This is a genomic window from Shewanella sp. 5_MG-2023, assembly GCF_030547465.1.
Taxonomy (GTDB): Bacteria; Pseudomonadota; Gammaproteobacteria; order Enterobacterales; family Shewanellaceae; genus Shewanella.
The window spans coordinates 128,027-145,224 of the sequence record NZ_JAUORC010000003.1 but is presented as its reverse complement, the minus strand read 5'-3'; the positions used below and the strand labels follow the sequence as shown (position 1 = coordinate 145,224).

General features: G+C 41.3%; 15 protein-coding genes and 1 tRNA gene. 11 read left to right on the top strand and 5 right to left on the bottom strand.

Going from position 1 to position 17,198, the window contains the following annotated elements:
- Positions 1-187 precede the first annotated feature (187 nt).
- From Q4557_RS02525 to Q4557_RS02485, 9 genes are all read left to right on the top strand, one after another.
- Positions 188-1,507 (top strand): ammonia-forming cytochrome c nitrite reductase subunit c552, encoded by a 1,320-nt coding sequence (locus Q4557_RS02525; protein WP_303410535.1) that lies wholly within the window; start codon positions 188-190, stop codon positions 1,505-1,507.
- Positions 1,508-1,965: 458 nt separating this feature from the next.
- Positions 1,966-2,358 (top strand): nuclear transport factor 2 family protein, encoded by a 393-nt coding sequence (locus Q4557_RS02520; protein ID WP_368506485.1) that lies wholly within the window; start codon positions 1,966-1,968, stop codon positions 2,356-2,358.
- Complete coding sequence (locus tag Q4557_RS02515) at positions 2,358-3,140, top strand: SDR family NAD(P)-dependent oxidoreductase (RefSeq protein WP_303410462.1); 783 nt, start codon at positions 2,358-2,360, stop codon at positions 3,138-3,140. The genes Q4557_RS02520 and Q4557_RS02515 overlap by 1 nt, the downstream gene beginning before the upstream one ends.
- A gap of 83 nt (positions 3,141-3,223) precedes the next feature.
- Positions 3,224-4,492: an NAD(P)/FAD-dependent oxidoreductase gene (locus tag Q4557_RS02510; RefSeq protein WP_303410460.1), complete on the top strand. Its 1,269-nt coding sequence runs from the start codon at positions 3,224-3,226 to the stop codon at positions 4,490-4,492.
- On the top strand, positions 4,489-5,277 hold the full coding sequence (locus tag Q4557_RS02505) for a DUF1365 domain-containing protein (RefSeq protein ID WP_102475540.1): 789 nt from the start codon (positions 4,489-4,491) through the stop codon (positions 5,275-5,277). Before Q4557_RS02510 ends, Q4557_RS02505 begins: the two co-directional genes overlap by 4 nt.
- Positions 5,278-5,467: 190 nt before the next feature.
- Positions 5,468-6,745, top strand: coding sequence for a cyclopropane-fatty-acyl-phospholipid synthase family protein (locus Q4557_RS02500; RefSeq protein ID WP_303410457.1), 1,278 nt, complete (start codon positions 5,468-5,470; stop codon positions 6,743-6,745).
- A gap of 5 nt (positions 6,746-6,750) precedes the next feature.
- The gene (locus Q4557_RS02495; protein WP_102475539.1) at positions 6,751-7,275 is read left to right on the top strand and encodes a DUF2878 domain-containing protein; all 525 of its coding nucleotides are present in this window, start codon (positions 6,751-6,753) and stop codon (positions 7,273-7,275) included.
- A gap of 216 nt (positions 7,276-7,491) precedes the next feature.
- Positions 7,492-8,052, top strand: a complete 561-nt coding sequence (locus Q4557_RS02490; protein WP_157936284.1) for a chalcone isomerase family protein — start codon at positions 7,492-7,494, stop codon at positions 8,050-8,052.
- Positions 8,053-8,117: 65 nt separating this feature from the next.
- On the top strand, positions 8,118-8,645 hold the full coding sequence (locus Q4557_RS02485) for a DUF3833 domain-containing protein (protein ID WP_102439149.1): 528 nt from the start codon (positions 8,118-8,120) through the stop codon (positions 8,643-8,645).
- Between the two features lie 91 nt (positions 8,646-8,736).
- Here the strand turns inward: Q4557_RS02485 and Q4557_RS02480 are convergent, their stop codons facing one another.
- Positions 8,737-9,081 carry a DUF3634 family protein gene (locus Q4557_RS02480; RefSeq protein ID WP_102438755.1) on the bottom strand — a complete coding sequence of 115 codons (345 nt, stop codon included), beginning with the start codon at positions 9,079-9,081 and terminating at the stop codon, positions 8,737-8,739.
- A gap of 297 nt (positions 9,082-9,378) precedes the next feature.
- On the opposite strand from Q4557_RS02480, the gene Q4557_RS02475 reads away from it, so the two are divergent.
- Entirely contained in the window at positions 9,379-10,827 is a 1,449-nt protein-coding gene (locus Q4557_RS02475; RefSeq protein ID WP_303410451.1) for an NAD-dependent succinate-semialdehyde dehydrogenase, read from the top strand.
- 156 nt (positions 10,828-10,983) lie between these two features.
- Complete coding sequence (locus tag Q4557_RS02470; RefSeq protein ID WP_102438751.1) at positions 10,984-11,709, top strand: DUF599 domain-containing protein; 726 nt, start codon at positions 10,984-10,986, stop codon at positions 11,707-11,709.
- A gap of 132 nt (positions 11,710-11,841) precedes the next feature.
- On the opposite strand, the gene Q4557_RS02465 is transcribed toward Q4557_RS02470, so the two are convergent.
- The 4 genes from Q4557_RS02465 to dnaG all read right to left on the bottom strand — a co-directional run bounded on the left by Q4557_RS02465 (position 11,842) and on the right by dnaG (position 17,143).
- The gene (locus Q4557_RS02465) at positions 11,842-12,735 is read right to left on the bottom strand and encodes a polysaccharide lyase family 7 protein (RefSeq protein WP_303410449.1); all 894 of its coding nucleotides are present in this window, start codon (positions 12,733-12,735) and stop codon (positions 11,842-11,844) included.
- Between the two features lie 414 nt (positions 12,736-13,149).
- Positions 13,150-13,226 (bottom strand) — tRNA-Ile (locus tag Q4557_RS02460).
- A 215-nt stretch (positions 13,227-13,441) separates the two neighbouring features.
- Complete coding sequence (gene rpoD, locus Q4557_RS02455; RefSeq protein WP_102439278.1) at positions 13,442-15,271, bottom strand: RNA polymerase sigma factor RpoD; 1,830 nt, start codon at positions 15,269-15,271, stop codon at positions 13,442-13,444.
- A gap of 144 nt (positions 15,272-15,415) precedes the next feature.
- Positions 15,416-17,143 (bottom strand): DNA primase, encoded by a 1,728-nt coding sequence (gene dnaG / locus Q4557_RS02450; protein ID WP_303410447.1) that lies wholly within the window; start codon positions 17,141-17,143, stop codon positions 15,416-15,418.
- Positions 17,144-17,198 lie beyond the last annotated feature (55 nt).

Below are 17,198 nucleotides of genomic sequence, written 5' to 3'. Positions count from 1 at the left end.
GCTGGGTCAGCTAAAAGTGAAGTCACCGTTTTAAGCAATTTAAGTCGTTAAAACTATAGAATTTATACTAGTCAGTTATGTCAGTTTGTAATATTAAGGAAGCACAGTGAACAAACGTTTATCCCTAGTTGCCCGAGATTTAGTGGTTAAATCAAAGGCAGTAAAAGCAGTATCGGTATTATTAAGCTTGAGTTTTTTTGGCGGCGCGGTGGCGTCACAAGCCAAGGATATTTTTGAAACTAAATTTCCTGAACATTATGAGTCATGGGCGGCAACTGAAGAGCAGTCTGAACGTGAAGATATGTTAGCCCAGTATCCTGCCAATATTATCCTATGGGCAGGTTCATCATTTGCCAAAGAATATCACAGCCCAAGGGGGCATCAATTTGCTGTCGCTGATGTTACCCAAACCTTGCGTACTGGTGTGCCACCAAAAGAAGGCGAGAAAGGCACCTCTGCCAGTTGTTGGACTTGTAAAACCCCTGATGCACCAAGACTAATTAATGAGTTAGGCTTTGAAGGTTATTCAGCAAAAAACTTTACCGATTTAGGTACTGAAATTAAAAGCGTGGTTTATTGTAGTGATTGCCATGAAAACGGTTCTGAAAAATTAGCCCTACCAAGGCCTCATGCTCAGAATGCGATGAATAAAGTGGGTCTGCCATTTGCGGAACAATCAGTTTCTATGCAGGGTGCACAAGTTTGTGGCCAGTGCCACGTGACTTATTATTTCCAGCCTGAAAAAAGTAACGTAGTAAACATGCCTTGGATCTTCGGTAGTACAGCTGATGATATTGAGAAGTACTATGATACCCGCCGTTTTTTCGAGTGGATTCACCCTATTTCTAAAACGCCAATACTCAAAGCGCGTCATCCAGAATTTGAGCATTGGAGCCGAAGTAAGCATGCTGAACATAACGTAACCTGTATTACTTGTCATATGCCTGCGGAAGAAAATGAACAAGGTGAGACATTTACCAGCCATAAGGTTGATAAAGCATTACCGTATTTTGATCAAACCTGTAAAGGCTGTCATCAAAGTAAAGATGACATCACCGCAAAGCTTAACAGTGATAAGCAAGAAATTGATGCCATGGCGCGTAAGGTTGAGGGCTTATTAGTTAAAGCTCATTACGAAGCTAAAGCGGCTTGGGATGCTGGTGCAAATTGGCATCAAATGAATGAAGGCATCATGGGGATCCGCCATGGTCAATGGCGCTGGGATTTTGCCATGGCTTCACATGGCCTTTATGCCCATAACCCAGATGAAGGCCGTGAGTTACTGACTAAAGCCATCGAACAAGCAACAGCTGCGCGTGAGTCTATTGCGGGAGTCCTTAGATTGCTTAAGGTTACCGAGGTGCAATACCCTGACATTAGCAGTAAAGAATCTGCTCATGCTGCGGTTGGAATTGATGAAGTTAAGTTAAGCGAAGAGAAGCAAAAATTCATCAAAGAAGAAGTTGAGAAAAACTGGGACCCAATTGCTGCAAGAGGTTACCAGTGAACTAAATTTATTAGCTTAAAATAGCGATAGAGACTGATATCGCCAAAGCTGATTATTGTGTTTATTAAAGGCGCTTAGTGAAAACTAAGCGCCTTTTTTATTGTGAACTGCAGCGACTATCGTTGCGTATTAATCATTAACAATCCGATAAAGTAGCATTATTTACTTATTGAAAATCAATGATTATTTAAGTTATTTATCGGTTAAACATAGGACAAAACGTGCAACTAAGCTTACTATTAATCTTGCAGTCGCAATATGACAGCTCGATTTGATTACCAAAGTTTGCAAGGTTTAGCTAAGCGCCACCTAGATTGCTATTAGTTAATCAGCTAATCGTTATTTGAGGTGGTAAAGGAGACATAATGCCAAGTACTGCCAATACCGTGAGTCATTTAACTGAGCCAGCCAGCAATAATGATCTTGCCAGACCACAAATAATTGATGACTTTATCGGCATGTATCAGCAGCTAAATAAAGACAGCTTACACTTGCTTAATCAGGTGTATAGCGATGAGATTATCTTTCAAGATCCATTACACAAAGTTGAAGGTATTGAACATCTCAGCCTGTACTTTGCTAACCTTTATGCCAACGTTGACCATATTGAATTTGATATCAAAGAGGTGAGCTGTAGCCATCAGCAGGCCGCCGTTTTCTGGGCAATGCACTACCGCCACCCTAAATTAAACAACGGCCAACTCATCACTGTTGAAGGAATGAGCCAGCTTAAATTTAGCGATAAAATTACAGCCCATCGCGATTATTTTGATCTTGGCAGTATGCTGTATGAACAACTCCCGTTAGTAGGTCGGTTGATTACGTTCATCAAAAACAAGGCGTCAGCATAATGGAACAAGCTAACTCTCATCAGGGAAACGTTCATCAATCAGTAGCAAGACCTGCAGTGTTAATCACCGGGGCCAGTTCTGGTATCGGTTTAGCACTAGCGATGCTTTATGTTGAAAAAGGCTACATGGTATTTGCTTGTGGCCGTAATGAGCAGCGCTTAAATGCCATAAGTGGCGTTGTGCCGCTTGCTTTTGATATTAACGATAAAGCGCAAATTCAAACCGCAGCGCAAACATTATCAGATAAATTAGCCGCATCTAACGCGAAATTACAGCTGGTTATTCTTAATGCGGGTAGTTGTGAATACATTGAAAATCCGCTGCGTTTTGATGGCGCTTTATTTGAGCGAGTGATTCAAACTAATGTCATCTCGATGGGTTATTGTTTAGAGCATTTTTTACCGCTAGTGGCCATTAACGGCAGAGTGGCATTAATGAGCTCAAGTGCGACATACCTGCCTTTCCCAAAAGCGGAAGCTTATGGCGCCTCAAAAGCGGCGGTAAATTACCTCGCTAGCAGTCTTCGCCTTGATTTAAAAGCATTTGGTATTGGAGTCAGTGTTATTTGCCCAGGCTTTGTTAAAACGCCTTTGACCGATAAAAATGACTTTGCTATGCCCATGCAAATTACTGCTGAAAAAGCGGCAATAACAATATTTACAGAATTAAAAAAAGCTAAGGATGAAATTCATTTTCCGAAGCGATTTACCTTATTGCTTAAGGGCTTATCATGTTTACCATCGGCACTGATTAATAAAATTTTAGCGCCGAAAATAAGTTAAGCCTGCTTGAAAAATTAACAATAATTGAAATGCCATTAACTGTAGTCATAGCAAAAATAATAATAATGAGTTGAAGGAATAATATGAAAAAAATAGCAATTGTGGGTTCGGGTATATCAGGGCTGACCTGTGGGCATTTGCTCAGTGAACTTCATCAAGTTAGCGTATTTGAAGCTAATGATTATATAGGCGGCCATACCGCGACCATTGATGTTGAAGTAGGCGGTAAGCCCTATGCTATCGACAGTGGCTTTATTGTATTTAATGATAGAACTTATCCACGATTTCAAAAGCTAATGGCAAAAATAGACGTTGAATCATTACCCACTGAAATGAGCTTTAGTGTACGTAATGTGCAAACGGGATTGGAATACAATGGCCACACCTTGTGGAGCATGTTTGCCCAAAGACGTAATTTATTAAAACCTGATTTTTATAAGTTTTTAGCAGAGATAGTACGGTTTAATAATCAATGTAAGGCCATTTTTGAAGCTAAGAATTACCCGAGTAATAGCTTAGGGGAATTTTTAGATGCTGAAGGTTTCTCTGACTTTTTCAGCGAACATTATATCTTGCCAATGGGCGCTGCAATTTGGTCTGCCAGTATCAATGATATGCGCAAATTCTCACTGCGCTTCTTTATCCAGTTCTTCCATAATCATGGCTTACTTAATATCAGTGACCGCCCACAATGGTATGTATTAAAAGGTGGCTCTCGCAGTTATATTCCTGCGCTTATTGCTCCGTTCAAACAGCGATTGTTTTTAGACTCTGCAGTGACGTCTATCGAACGCAGCGACGATGGGGTTAACTTACGTATTAATGATGGCGAAGTTCAACGCTTTGATGAAGTCATTCTAGCTTGCCATAGCGACCAAGCGTTGGCGATGCTTACCGATGCAACTGAGGATGAAAAACAAGTACTTGGGGCGATGGCATATCAAAATAATGAAGTAGTTTTGCATACAGATACTAATCTACTGCCAAAACGCAAAGCGGCATGGGCCAGTTGGAATTACCGCCTAGAAGGCAAGGATGCAGCTGAAATTGCTGACAGACCTGCCAGCGTGACTTATAACATGAACATTTTGCAGCGCTTACCCAAAGATGCGCCGACGTTTTGTGTGACTTTAAATCAAACAGATTTAATTGATGAGTCTAAAATTCTCAGAAAATTCAATTATGCCCATCCAGTGTTTAATGAGTCGAGTATGAAAGCCCAAGGCGAACGTAAACGTATTTGCGGCGTTAACCATACTCATTTTGCTGGCGCCTATTGGTATAACGGTTTTCATGAAGATGGTGTCCACAGTGCACTTGATGTGTGCAATGATTTTGGCATTAGCCTATGAGTGAATTCACCAGTGGAATATACAGTGGCGATATTATTCACCGGCGCTTTACGCCGAAGCTGCACAGCTTCAGTTATCAGATTGCCTTACTGGCAATAGACTTAGATGAAGTGGCGCAGCTATCTAAGGTTAGCCGTTTATTTAGCGCAGTTGAGCGCTCAGTACTACGATTTAATCCTGATGATTATTTAAATGCCCTTGAAAGCCAGTTTAATTGCTCCCCTGTTGATGCAGCATTGATAGATAAAATGAGCCCGCCGCAAGCGCTGAAACAGCGGGTGTTATGGACGATAGCAAAGCTTGGGGCTCAGACGCAGTGTGACAGAGTCGTGTTTGCTGGCCAAGTGAGGCATTTTGGTTTTTATTTTAGCCCGGTTAACTTCTATTTTTGCTATCAAGGTGACGAAGCGGTTTATATGCTGGCGGAGGTAAGTAATACGCCATGGGATCAGCGCCATTGTTACTTAGTCAATCTCACTAAAACCACCACCACAGATAAAGTGTTTCATGTTTCGCCATTTATGGATCTTGAGATGCATTATTTTTGGAAGGTCATCGCGCCAAGCAAGCGCTTAAATGTGACCATACAAAACAGGGATGATGCCGACAATAAGCTGTTCGATGCCAGTTTGTTGCTCAATAAAAAGGATTTTACCGCCAAAAATATTCGCAGTATGTTGCTCAGTTTTCCGCTAATGACATTGAAAATTATGTTTGGAATTTATTGGCAAGCGCTGAAGTTATTTATTAAACGGATCCCTTTTATCTCTCATCCACAAACTTAAATTAAACCAAATCATGAAATGATGCGTATTGGTTTAGTAATGTTCAACTCATAACAAATAATTTTTGCCTAGCGAGAGTTTTAGTGTATTGAAATCTAACCTGTTGTTTATGAGTAAAAATAAAATTTACAGCTAAAATACTAATAGCGCACAAAAAATTGCATATAAAAAGTAGTCAGCGGAGAGAGTTATGGAAAATGCGGCAACCAACACCTGCTTAGTGCAAGAGACTATTTCTGACAGCTTTGCGAAGAAGATTTTGCTTAAGGCATTAGCCCACTTGTCAGATGGCCATCTTACCATTGTTAGTTCTGATAACTCTGCAATTGGCAGCTCAGAGCAAAGCTTAAGCTTTGGTAATGTCGATTCTGACTTGCATGCCACTATGCAGGTGTCTCACCCCAGTTTTTACAAGCAGATCATTTGGGGTGGTTCAATTGGCGCTGGCGAAGCCTACATTCAAGGTCATTGGTCGAGCCCTGATTTAACTAAAGTGGTGCAGCTTTTTGCCCGAAACCTCTCATTACTGGATAAAATTGAGCGTTACTTTTCATGGTTTAGTGTTGGTATTAATCGTATCGGTCATTTGTTTAACCGCAATTCATCAACGGGTTCAAAGCGCAATATTCTGGCGCATTATGATTTAGGCAACCCGATGTATGAGCAGTTTCTAGATAAAGAAATGCTCTATTCAAGCGCGCTATACCCGCACCACGATGCCAGTTTAGAACAAGCCCAGCAGCATAAGCTGCAAACCATTTGTGAGCGTCTTGATTTACAAGCGGGGCAAACCGTTCTTGAGGTCGGTACTGGTTGGGGGGCGTTGGCGATATATGCGGCCAAGCACTTTGATGTCACCGTGACCACGACAACTATCTCTGATGCCCAATATGATTACGCACTAGAGCGGGTAGAGCAAGAAGGCTTAACTGACAAAATAACTTTGTTAAAAGACGATTACCGTATTTTGACCGGTGAGTATGACCGCGTGGTGTCCATTGAAATGATTGAAGCTGTAGGTCATGAATATTTACCGGGCTTCTTTAAGAAGTTAGAAAGTTTACTTAAGCCAAATGGGCGCATGTTAATTCAAGCCATTACCATAGCTGATCAGCGCTATGACAGTTACCGTAAAAGTGTCGACTTTATCCAGCGCTATATTTTCCCTGGTGGTTGTTTACCGTCTATCAGTGAAATGAATAAGCATATAGCCAATAAAACCGACATGGTGGTGTGGTCCATCAATGATATGGGTAAAGATTATGCTCAAACCTTAAACCATTGGCATGAAAAATTTGATAAAGCCCAAGACCGAATCAAAGAGATGGGCTATGGCGAAGACTTTATCAGAATGTGGAAGTTTTACCTGAGTTATTGTGAAGGTGGATTTTTAGAAAGAACTACCAGCACAGTTCATTTAGTGGCAGTAAGGCCGCAATATCGTACTGCATTAGCCAGTGGCGCATAACGTATATGCTCTGGGTTAATCATAATATCATCATCAATGTTATTGCCTTTCAGATTATCTGGTGGGCAGGGGTATTAGCTGGCAATCAGCTGCTATATATCCCAGGATTATTGTTGATTTGGCACTTTATCGTCAGCCGTCAACGGGTTTTAGATATCAAAGTGATGCTCAGTTGCACCATTATCGGGGTACTAGTTGACTTAACGCTTACCTTAACGGGGCTTTTTGATTTTACGGTTGTGCCTATATGGTTATTACTGCTGTGGTGTTATTTTGCGATTTCACTTAATTACAGTTTAAGCATTTTTAGCGGCTTACCCATTATTGTTCAAGTGTTAGTTGGTGGCGTATTTGGTAGTTTAAGTTACCTTGCTGGAGCCAACTTTGGCGCGGTCGATTTCCCTCACGGCGATTTGTTTACCACTGCAATTCTAGCCATTATTTGGGCCTTGTTGATGCCGTTATTTTTTCACATTGCCAAGTTCATTCGCCACAAACACGAAGTGAAACAAATTGCCCAGCTTATTTAATTAACCCAGCTTTGTGTACCTAACGGCGGTGCAATTATCAGGCTGTGGTTGGCTGATTATATTGGCTCAATAGAGGAACTCAATATGATGAATAGTTATTCTCGGATAAGCTCGTTAGCAGTTCCTAATGCGCTTGGTGTAAATACACGTGCAATTTTTCACTTAGTTGTTTTGAGCTTAGTTAGGTTTTTTTTTAGTGCCTGTATCTTAGCTGTTATGAGTACAAACGTATTGGCTAACGCACAAGAGTTAAATACTGAGCCAACTCCCGCAGCAGAACTAATTTCATCAGTGCAATCTTCGTCAGTGCCAACGACACCAGCTTCGACAGCATTAGCCACGACAGATTTTAAACTGGTAGGCCAAGCCGATCTGGATTTATTGTGGTTTTCGGTTTACAGCGCCAAGCTAATGTCAGTAGATGGTGAATACAAAAATCAGCAATATCCACTGAAACTTGAAATCCAATACCATAGAGATATTGATGCAGAAGATTTAATTGAAGCTACCGTAGAGCAGTGGCAGCACATTGGTATCGAGCAAAGTCGCATCCCTCAACTGCAGGCTCATCTAGAAGGTATATGGCCTGATGTTAAGCAAGGTGACACTCTAAGCTTTATGATGCACGAGCAAAATAAAGGCCAGTTTTTTTATAACGAACAGCCTTTGGCGATGATCTTAGAACCGGGGTTTGCAGACGCATTTCTTGGCATTTGGTTATCAGAAAATACCAGTAGACCTAAATTACGTCAGCAGTTAATTGGAGTTAAGAAATGATTAAAGCAAGTTTAGCGTTAACTGAATTAAACAGGACGTGGCGACAGTTGCAATGCGCTTACGCTATGGCTAAGAAGTCATCTTTGCTGGTCATTTCGTTAGTGTTATTGACGGCGTGTTCATCAGCATCTATTGAAGATTATGATAAAACCACTCCGGAACTTAATTTACGTAGCTTTTTTGACGGCAAGTTAACTGCGGCGGGTATCGTACAAGACTTCTCTGGCACAGTGACCCGAAAATTTACCGTCACTATGGAAGCCAGTTGGCAAGGTAATAAAGGGGTTATTAACGAGTGGTTTATTTATGATGATGGCGAAAAGCAAACCCGAATTTGGCATATAACCGATTTAGGTAATGGCCAATATGAAGGTACGGCGAATGATATTTTAGGCACTGCGACCGGTGAGGCCAGAGGCAGTGCGCTGCGCTGGGCTTATGACATGATTTTAGAGGTTGATGACTCAGAATATGAGGTGCATTTTGATGACTGGATGTTTTTAGTGGATGAAAGCACCATTATAAACAAAAGCGATATCATCAAATTTGGGGTTACGGTTGCTCAGGTTACGTTAGTCATCAGCAAAGAGTAACTCAAATATCAATGGCTGAAGGCAGATTGAAGGCATTACAGTAGCGGTCAACTAATACAACTTATATTGACCGCTAAAGCCTCTGGCTTCCTTAACCCTTTAGCTTTGAATTGTCCTGTTGCTTCTTATCATAATACTCAAATGGAAAAACGTTTCTGATCCGTTGGGTGATTTTGTCACCGACATTGGCAGAGACATGTAATCTTACCCCGTTCAGTTTTTCAGCTCTGACAGTACAAGTGAGCTTTTCGTGTTTGGCTATATTTTTACATTCCCGCAGAAATGCTTCAGGGATTTTCCCCGAGTGCTTATCGAGTTTGCCGTTTTTAAAATGCATTTCAAAGACTTTCAATCCTCTGCTGCCTGAAAAAATGAGCTTGTAAGCGATAACCAGAAATAACAGCACAAATAATATTTTAAATAGTGTATCTACCATAACAATATCCTTGTATTTACAGCCTGAGTGCCTTGAATATTAATTGAAATGACTCAGTAGGTTAAATCAAATTTTCAATGTCTTACTGATTAAAATACTCTGCTAGTTGAGGAATGCAATTATTTTTAACGCTTTGTAATCTAGCTCACATTTACAGGGCATTTAAGCGGCGATTATAAAGGGCGAAATGGGGGCACAGCTTGGTTGTTAGCCAGTTGCTAAATCGTTAGCTCGTTAACCTTCGCAAACTTAGCTAAGATAGTAGTGTCTGCTATTTTGCTGCTAAAGGATACGATTGTGCATTTACAAGACCCCAGTTTGTTACGTCATCAATGTTATATCAATGGGCAATGGCGTGATGCCATATCGACCCATTGCGACACGATTATTAATCCTGCCACCAATAAAGAGCTAGGTACAGTGCCAAGAATGGGCCAGACTGAAACCCAGCAAGCCATTGAAAGCGCCAATAGTGCCTTAGCAGCATGGCAAGCACTCACAGCTAAACAGCGCCAAATAATATTAATGACTTGGTTTGAGCTGATATTAGCCCATAGCGATGATTTAGCGCTGATTATGACCTTAGAGCAAGGTAAGCCATTAGCCGAAGCCAAAGCTGAAGTCGCTTATGCCGCCTCCTTTGTGCAATGGTTCGCTGAAGAGGCCAAACGGGTTTATGGTGAGACCATTCCAGCCCATCAAGCTGATAAACGTATTATGGTGATTAAGCAGGCCGTAGGCGTTACCGCTGCTATTACGCCGTGGAATTTCCCGCTTGCGATGATAACCCGTAAAGCTGCACCTGCATTAGCAGCGGGTTGCACTATGGTGCTTAAACCTGCGCCGCAAACCCCCTTTAGCGCCTTAGCCTTAGCTGAGCTTGCAAGTCGAGCCGGTGTTCCTGCTGGGGTATTTAACGTGATCAGCGGCGATGCCATCGCCATCGGTGCAGAGCTTTGTGCTAACCCCATAGTGAGAAAGTTGTCCTTTACTGGCTCAACCGCTGTAGGCGTAAAGCTGATGCAGCAATGCGCGCCAAGTATTAAAAAGCTATCCCTTGAGCTTGGTGGTAATGCGCCGTTTATTGTCTTTGATGATGCTGATATTGACGCGGCAGTTGAAGGGGCTATTCAAGCCAAATATCGTAATGCCGGACAAACCTGTGTTTGCGCTAATCGTATCTATGTTCAAAAAGGCTTATATCAGCAATTTGTGGCAAAGTTTACCCAAGCAGCAGCGCAGCTCAAAGTGGGTAACGGCTTAGATGATGGCGTCACTATTGGACCACTAATAAACCAAGCCGCAGTAGCAAAGGTGCAAGCTCATATTGATGATGCGCTACAACAAGGCGGTCAAATTGTATTGGGTGGTAAGGGCGATGCTTTAGGCGCTAACTTTTTTAAGCCGACAGTATTGGTTAATCTAAAGCAGTCGATGAAAGTGGCCAAAGAAGAAACCTTTGGGCCGTTAGCGGCGATTTTTGAATTTGATTCAGTTGAACAAGTGATCAAACAAGCCAACGATACCGAGTTTGGTTTAGCGGCTTACTTTTACGCCAAAGATATCTCTACCGTATATCAAGTATCAGAAGCCCTTGAGTACGGTATGGTCGGGGTTAATACCGGGTTAATTTCGAATGAAGTCGCCCCCTTTGGCGGAGTGAAGTCTTCAGGGCTTGGCCGCGAAGGCTCCCATCATGGTATCGATGAGTATCTTGAAATGAAATATATTTGCTTAGCGGTTTAAAGGCTGCCTTGGTCGTAAATATACGCTTCAATCAAGCTGATAACTGCCTAGCTGTTATTAAACTTGATTATTTAGCGGTTAATAACATGAAGGCTATTTAAGGCAAGAGTAATGTGTTGCATAATTAACCATTAATTCCATAATAGCTTGAGTCTTATGCTTTTCTCTTTTATCGATTTTATCGCTTTAGCGTGTTTCTTCTCATGCTGGGTGGGTTACACTTTTTTTGCCCGTAAAAAGGCCAAAACAACGAACTGTATCGCCCGCTGTTTGCATCAGCATCGTATCTATTGGATGGCCGAAGTGATGACCAAGGAGATCCGTGTGGGTGAGGCAGCATTGTTGGCAAACTTAGAACGTAATATCGCTTTTTTTGCCTCAACCACCTTACTGGTGTTGGCGGGTGTATTGACCTTATTTGCTCAAGTTGAGCGCCTTGAAGAAGTGATCAGCTCTATTCCCTTTGCCGCTGAACCTAATCATGCCTTAGTGCAGGTGAAGTTGGCTATGCTGGCAAGTATTTTTGTATTAGCCTTTTTTCAATTTACTTGGTCAATGCGTCAATATGGCTTTTTAAATGTGATGATTGGCGCAGCGCCCATTGATCGCACACGAAGCAATAAAAACTTGGCAAAGTATTCGCGCCAAATGGCCACGGTGGGCGATCAGGCCGCTCACTCTTACAATTATGGCTTACGAAGTTATTACTTTTCCATGGCAGCGCTTTGTTGGTTTTGGAACCCCATCTTACTGATAATAGCCAGCTTGCTGGTGGTTTATATTCTCTATCATCGAGAGTTTAACTCTCGGGCTGTTAAAGCCATTACTGCGGCGCAAAATTATTTGGAAATCGCTCAACAGGAACGTGAAAGTAAGAACTAAGTACCTGTTTAAGGGCCGTTAGAGCTATTTCAATGGCAAGGTAAGATGGAAAAACCAATGTAATCCGTGTGTTTATAAGAACGGTTTACATTGGTTTGTAATGCGGTGTATTACTCAGCAATTAAAGAGAGCTTATTGCGCTTGTTTTGTGTCTTTGGCGTATTCTAAATTGTAGAAATGAGCTTCGCTTTTACCGTTTTCGAACTGGTTATAAACCCCAGCTTTGAAGTAGCTTAGCATGTCTTTCCAGTAGCTAATGTCATGCTTCACTTTAGTGACACCATCAACTTTAATGACCAGCTTTTGATCGCCAACAATGATGTCAAAATGCGTTGGCACATCAGGGGTAAACTTCCCTAAATTCATTCTCACATACGAATTTTTACAAACAGGCGTATCGCGGTTTCCACTGTCTTTACCACAATTCACATTGTTATTTTTGATGATAGCCCAGTAATGATCTTTTATGCCTTTTCGGTCGGCTTCGTAAACGACACGCAGTAATGGGTGAGGGATATAACCCACACCATGCTTGCCATCGTCAAAAGTACCTTTGTTGTGTACCTGTAAGAAGGTCATCGCATCATTTTTCGAAGGGCTGTTTTCTACGGCTTCTCGTGGATTGATAGGCATTAAATCAGCAGATAGACGATAAAAAGTTTGGCTTTCATCAGATTTGAAGTTTTCTAAGACGCGTAGTTCATTACGTAACTTATAACCTTCCATATTCATGACCAGGGCTTCAGAGCCTTTATCTACATAAAAGTGCTCATTAACGATACCGCTAAAATTGCTGTCTTGAGCTAATTCATATTTACTGCCGGGTTTTGCGTTTGGTGTTGATACTTGCAGTTTTGAGGCACTTAATATTGATGAAAATTTTGCATAATCAGCAGGCGCTACTTGCTCACCTGTTGCTGGTTTCATCTCGATATTTGAAGGTGTTGGCGTTTCGGAGCTTGATGCACAACCACCCAGTAAACTACTAACAATAAGCGCTAAGGGTAACAGTTTTATTTTTTTCATTTTTATTCCTTTTAACGAAAACCTTGAGCCAAAATGTCATGGCAAACAGCGATGTAACAGTATTAGGTTTAATTTAATATAATAATACAAATAAACTGTGTTTTAGATCAATTTTTTGTGAAGTTATCATTTGGGGTATGTGTTTTTGTTAAATTTCAGTAAGGCAGCCAAATATAAAAACGCTTTGAGTGTTATTTGCAATCAATGGAATGTTAGTTTGATGTCTTTAGGCTCACAGTGGAATTAAAGTCATGATAAAGCTGCTAGAACTATTTAGTGACTTACATCATTTGTGAGTTTTCAGCCGCTATCTACGTGGAATGATGATGTTGATATTTGTTGGTATTTCGCTAAAGTTAAAATTTTAAACATGAAAAAGCCGCTTGAATAAATCCAAGCGGCCTATCAATAAATTGGTGGCCCCTCCCAGACTCGAACTGGGGACCTGACGATTATGAGTCGTATGCTCTAACCAACTGAGCTAAGGGGCCGACTTAAGATAGTCGTCACTATCGAAAGCGGAAAGAAGTATACGAAGTTTATTCACGGTTGTCACCCGCCAATTGCTGAGAATTGTGACTAAAAGATTCAATTGGTTATCTGTTAAGCAATCATGAGGTTTTTTATATTAAATAAAGTAATTTTGAGGCAAAAAAAAGCCCGAAATAACGGGCTTTCATTATTGTTGCAACTTCTTAGTGAGACTCTATTCGTCTAAGAAAGATTTCAAGATTTCTGAGCGAGAAGGGTGACGCAATTTACGTAGTGCTTTTGCTTCAATTTGACGAATACGTTCACGGGTTACATCAAACTGTTTACCCACTTCTTCAAGGGTATGGTCGGTATTCATATCAATACCAAAACGCATACGTAACACTTTAGCTTCTCGGGCTGTTAGGCCTGCTAGCACTTCATGAGTGGCATTTTTAAGACTTTCGCTTGTTGCTGAGTCTAATGGTAGCTCAAGCGTGTTATCTTCAATGAAGTCACCTAAGTGCGAATCTTCATCATCACCAATAGGTGTTTCCATTGAAATAGGCTCTTTAGCGATTTTCAGCACTTTAAGGATCTTATCTTCTGGCATTAACATGCGCTCTGATAATTCTTCAGGTGTTGGTTCGCGGCCCATTTCTTGTAACATTTGACGTGAAATACGGTTAAGTTTATTAATCGTTTCAATCATGTGTACTGGAATACGAATGGTACGTGCTTGGTCAGCAATTGAACGAGTAATCGCCTGACGGATCCACCAGGTTGCATAAGTTGAGAACTTATAACCACGACGGTATTCGAACTTATCTACAGCTTTCATCAAACCAATGTTACCTTCTTGAATCAAATCCAAGAACTGTAAGCCACGGTTGGTGTACTTTTTAGCAATAGAAATTACTAGACGTAAGTTCGCTTCAACCATTTCTTTCTTCGCACGACGAGCTCTTGCTTCACCGATTGACATACGACGGTTGATGTCTTTAATTGCGCGAATGACTAAGCCGGTTTCTTCTTCGATAGCAGCAAGTTTAGTGCTACAACGAATCACATCGTCTTTAACCATACGTAAGCCTTCAGCATAAGGCTTATTACTGCTCATTTCAGCATGGAACCAAGTTAAGTCAGTTTCATTACCGGTAAAGAACTTAACAAAGTTTTTCTTTGGCATTTTAGCTTGTTCAACACAAAGCTTAAGGATTAAACGCTCTTGTACACGTACGCGATCCATCATAGAACGCATACTTTTTACTAAGCGATCAAATTGCTTTGGTACTAAACGGAATTCTTTGAAAAGCTCGCCAATGACAAATAAAGCACCGATGGCTTCAGGGTGATCACGGCCTTTTTTCTCAATAACAGCTAAGCCTTTTTCAAACACTTCGCGTAATTGAGTAAACTTCTCTTTAGCTTCTTCAGGATCTGGACCTTTTGGGCCTTCCTCTTCGTCTTCAGCATCTTCGGCATCATCTTCGTCTTCTAACTCTTCTTCTGATAACTCAGAACCAACGTGTGTTGCTGTTGGTGCTACGTCATCATCATCAGGGTTAACAAAACCTGCGATAATGTCAGTTAAACGTATTTCGTCAGCTTCATACTTATCAAACTGCTCTAAAATCATCGCAATCGCTTGCGGATATTCAGAGACAGAACTTTGAACCGTATTAATGCCTTCTTCAATACGTTTTGCGATGACGATTTCGCCTTCGCGAGTCAATAACTCAACTGTACCCATTTCACGCATATACATACGTACTGGGTCAGTGGTACGACCTAATTCACTTTCTACCGTTGCAAGCGCTGCTGCAGCTTCTTCTGCTGCATCTTCGTCGGTGTTGTCCTCAGACATCATCATGTCATCGGCATCTGGCGCTTGTTCAAACACGCGGATGCCCATGTCATTGATCATCTGGACAATATCTTCAATCTGATCAGAATCGACCATGTCAGCTGGCAAGTGGTCATTGACTTCAGCATAGGTTAAATAACCTTGCTCTTTACCTTTAGCAAGCAACAATTTAAGTTGCGACTGCGGAGTATGCTCCATAGATATCATCCAAGTTGGTAACTGAAATAACGACTGGACACCTGCCGAGGCAAAGTGTCAAGCAAATCGTCAATTATAGCTCTATGAACTAAAGTACGCTAGTCCATGACATGACTTAAGGGAACATTTTTTTAATAAAAGATGTTATTTAGCAATGCCTTTCATTATAGAAATAAGCTTCGTGAGCTGAATTTTTTCAGCTTTATTTAGAGTTTGTTTAAGACTCAGTTCCTGATAGCGTTGTTCAATATATTGATTGTTCAACCAGATCAGGGATTGTTTAAACTCTTGAACTAGGTTTTCATCCGCCACTTGGTGGTCCCATTGGGCCAATTTTATCAACGCATTTTTTTGTTCATGCTGACGATAAATCTCAAGTAGTTGTGCGCTGTTTAACTTTCGGTCTCGAGTTAAATTCAATAAATCACTGAGCAATTCGATGCCAGCAATCTTTAAATGTGCAAGTGAGGGTTGTACAGCTAAGCCATATCCTAACTCTGGACGTTGTACTAATAATGCAATGGCTAATCGCAGTGGGGTACCACGCCCTTGTAAACCTTTTTTATTCATAGGTTGTTGCTGTTTTACTGCAAAACCTAACTTTTTCTTTAGATCATCTGCGCTATTCATACCAATTTTATGGGCGAGATTTTCTAATAATAAATTTTGTAACACAGTGTCTTGAACACGTTCGATTAGCGACATAGCTTGTTTAGCCAATGAGCTTTTATCACTACCGAATTTACTGGTTAAGGTCTCAAATAAAAACGCCGGTAAGTCGAGGGCGCTGACCATTAACTCTTCAAAACCGTCTTTGCCTACTTGGCGAACCATGGTATCTGGATCTTCGCCTTGAGGTAAAAACATAAACCTAACGACATCACCAGGCTTTAATAAAGGCAGTGCGGTTTCTAGTGCACGCCAAGCGGCTTCTTTACCTGCTCGGTCACCGTCGTAACAACAAATGACTTCTTTAGCACTACGCACTAACAGCTGAAATTGTTCAGCGGTTGTTGCTGTGCCAAGTGATGCAACGGCATAATCAACACCAAATTGGGCAAGTGCCACAACGTCCATATAGCCTTCAACAATTAATACTTGTTGTGGGTCTCTATGGGTTTTCTTGAGTTCGTAAAGACCGTAAAGCTCATTTCCCTTATGAAATATGGGCGTTTCTGGCGAATTCAAGTACTTTGGTGTTCCATCGCCTAAAACTCGACCACCAAAGCCAACAACTCGGCCTCTGCGGTCGCGAATAGGAAACATTAACCGATCGCGAAAGCGGTCATATCGCTTGCCATTATCGTTGGCAATTAGCATTCCGGCGGTGAGTAATTTGTCTTGTGCTGCAGGGTTTTGGCGATATCGACTTAATAGTCCATCCCAACCATCTGGCGCAAAACCGATTCCAAAATGCTCTACAACATCACTGGAGAGCCCTCTGAATTCTAAATAATCTACAACTTTTTGTTTGTCGCTGTGTTGACGCAATTGATTTTGATAATAAAGATTCGCTTCTTCCATCAATTGGTATAAGTCACGACTTAAACTTTGATCTTTTTTAGGACCAGTACCTTGCTCTCTTGGTACCTCGAGTCCGAGTTTACCGGCAAGCTCTTCAATGGCATCGACAAATTCTAGTCGATCATATTCCATGATAAAATCAATGGCGTTGCCATGAGCACCACAACCAAAGCAGTGGTAAAATTGCTTGTCTTGACTGACGGTAAAAGAAGGTGATTTTTCGCTATGAAAAGGACAACATGCAGAGTGATTTTTCCCTGCTTTTTTCAAAGGTACACGGTGATCAATTAGATCAACAATGTCAGTTCGAGCTATTAGCTCATTGATAAAGTCACGAGGTATCGCCATAAATGCTATAGGTCTCGCATTACCAAATAGATAAAACAAACAAGCCGTGCAAGGT

Coding starts and splice junctions, on each gene's coding strand:
- Q4557_RS02520 (WP_368506485.1), top strand. CDS start 1,966: ATGTATCAGCAGCTAAATAAAGACAGCTTACACTTGCTTAATCAGGTG.
- Q4557_RS02515 (WP_303410462.1), top strand. CDS start 2,358: ATGGAACAAGCTAACTCTCATCAGGGAAACGTTCATCAATCAGTAGCA.
- Q4557_RS02510 (WP_303410460.1), top strand. CDS start 3,224: ATGAAAAAAATAGCAATTGTGGGTTCGGGTATATCAGGGCTGACCTGT.
- Q4557_RS02505 (WP_102475540.1), top strand. CDS start 4,489: ATGAGTGAATTCACCAGTGGAATATACAGTGGCGATATTATTCACCGG.
- Q4557_RS02500 (WP_303410457.1), top strand. CDS start 5,468: ATGGAAAATGCGGCAACCAACACCTGCTTAGTGCAAGAGACTATTTCT.
- Q4557_RS02495 (WP_102475539.1), top strand. CDS start 6,751: ATGCTCTGGGTTAATCATAATATCATCATCAATGTTATTGCCTTTCAG.
- Q4557_RS02490 (WP_157936284.1), top strand. CDS start 7,492: ATGAGTACAAACGTATTGGCTAACGCACAAGAGTTAAATACTGAGCCA.
- Q4557_RS02485 (WP_102439149.1), top strand. CDS start 8,118: ATGGCTAAGAAGTCATCTTTGCTGGTCATTTCGTTAGTGTTATTGACG.
- Q4557_RS02480 (WP_102438755.1), bottom strand. CDS start 9,081: ATGGTAGATACACTATTTAAAATATTATTTGTGCTGTTATTTCTGGTT.
- Q4557_RS02470 (WP_102438751.1), top strand. CDS start 10,984: ATGCTTTTCTCTTTTATCGATTTTATCGCTTTAGCGTGTTTCTTCTCA.
- Q4557_RS02465 (WP_303410449.1), bottom strand. CDS start 12,735: ATGAAAAAAATAAAACTGTTACCCTTAGCGCTTATTGTTAGTAGTTTA.
- rpoD (WP_102439278.1), bottom strand. CDS start 15,271: ATGGAGCATACTCCGCAGTCGCAACTTAAATTGTTGCTTGCTAAAGGT.
- dnaG (WP_303410447.1), bottom strand. CDS start 17,143: ATGGCGATACCTCGTGACTTTATCAATGAGCTAATAGCTCGAACTGAC.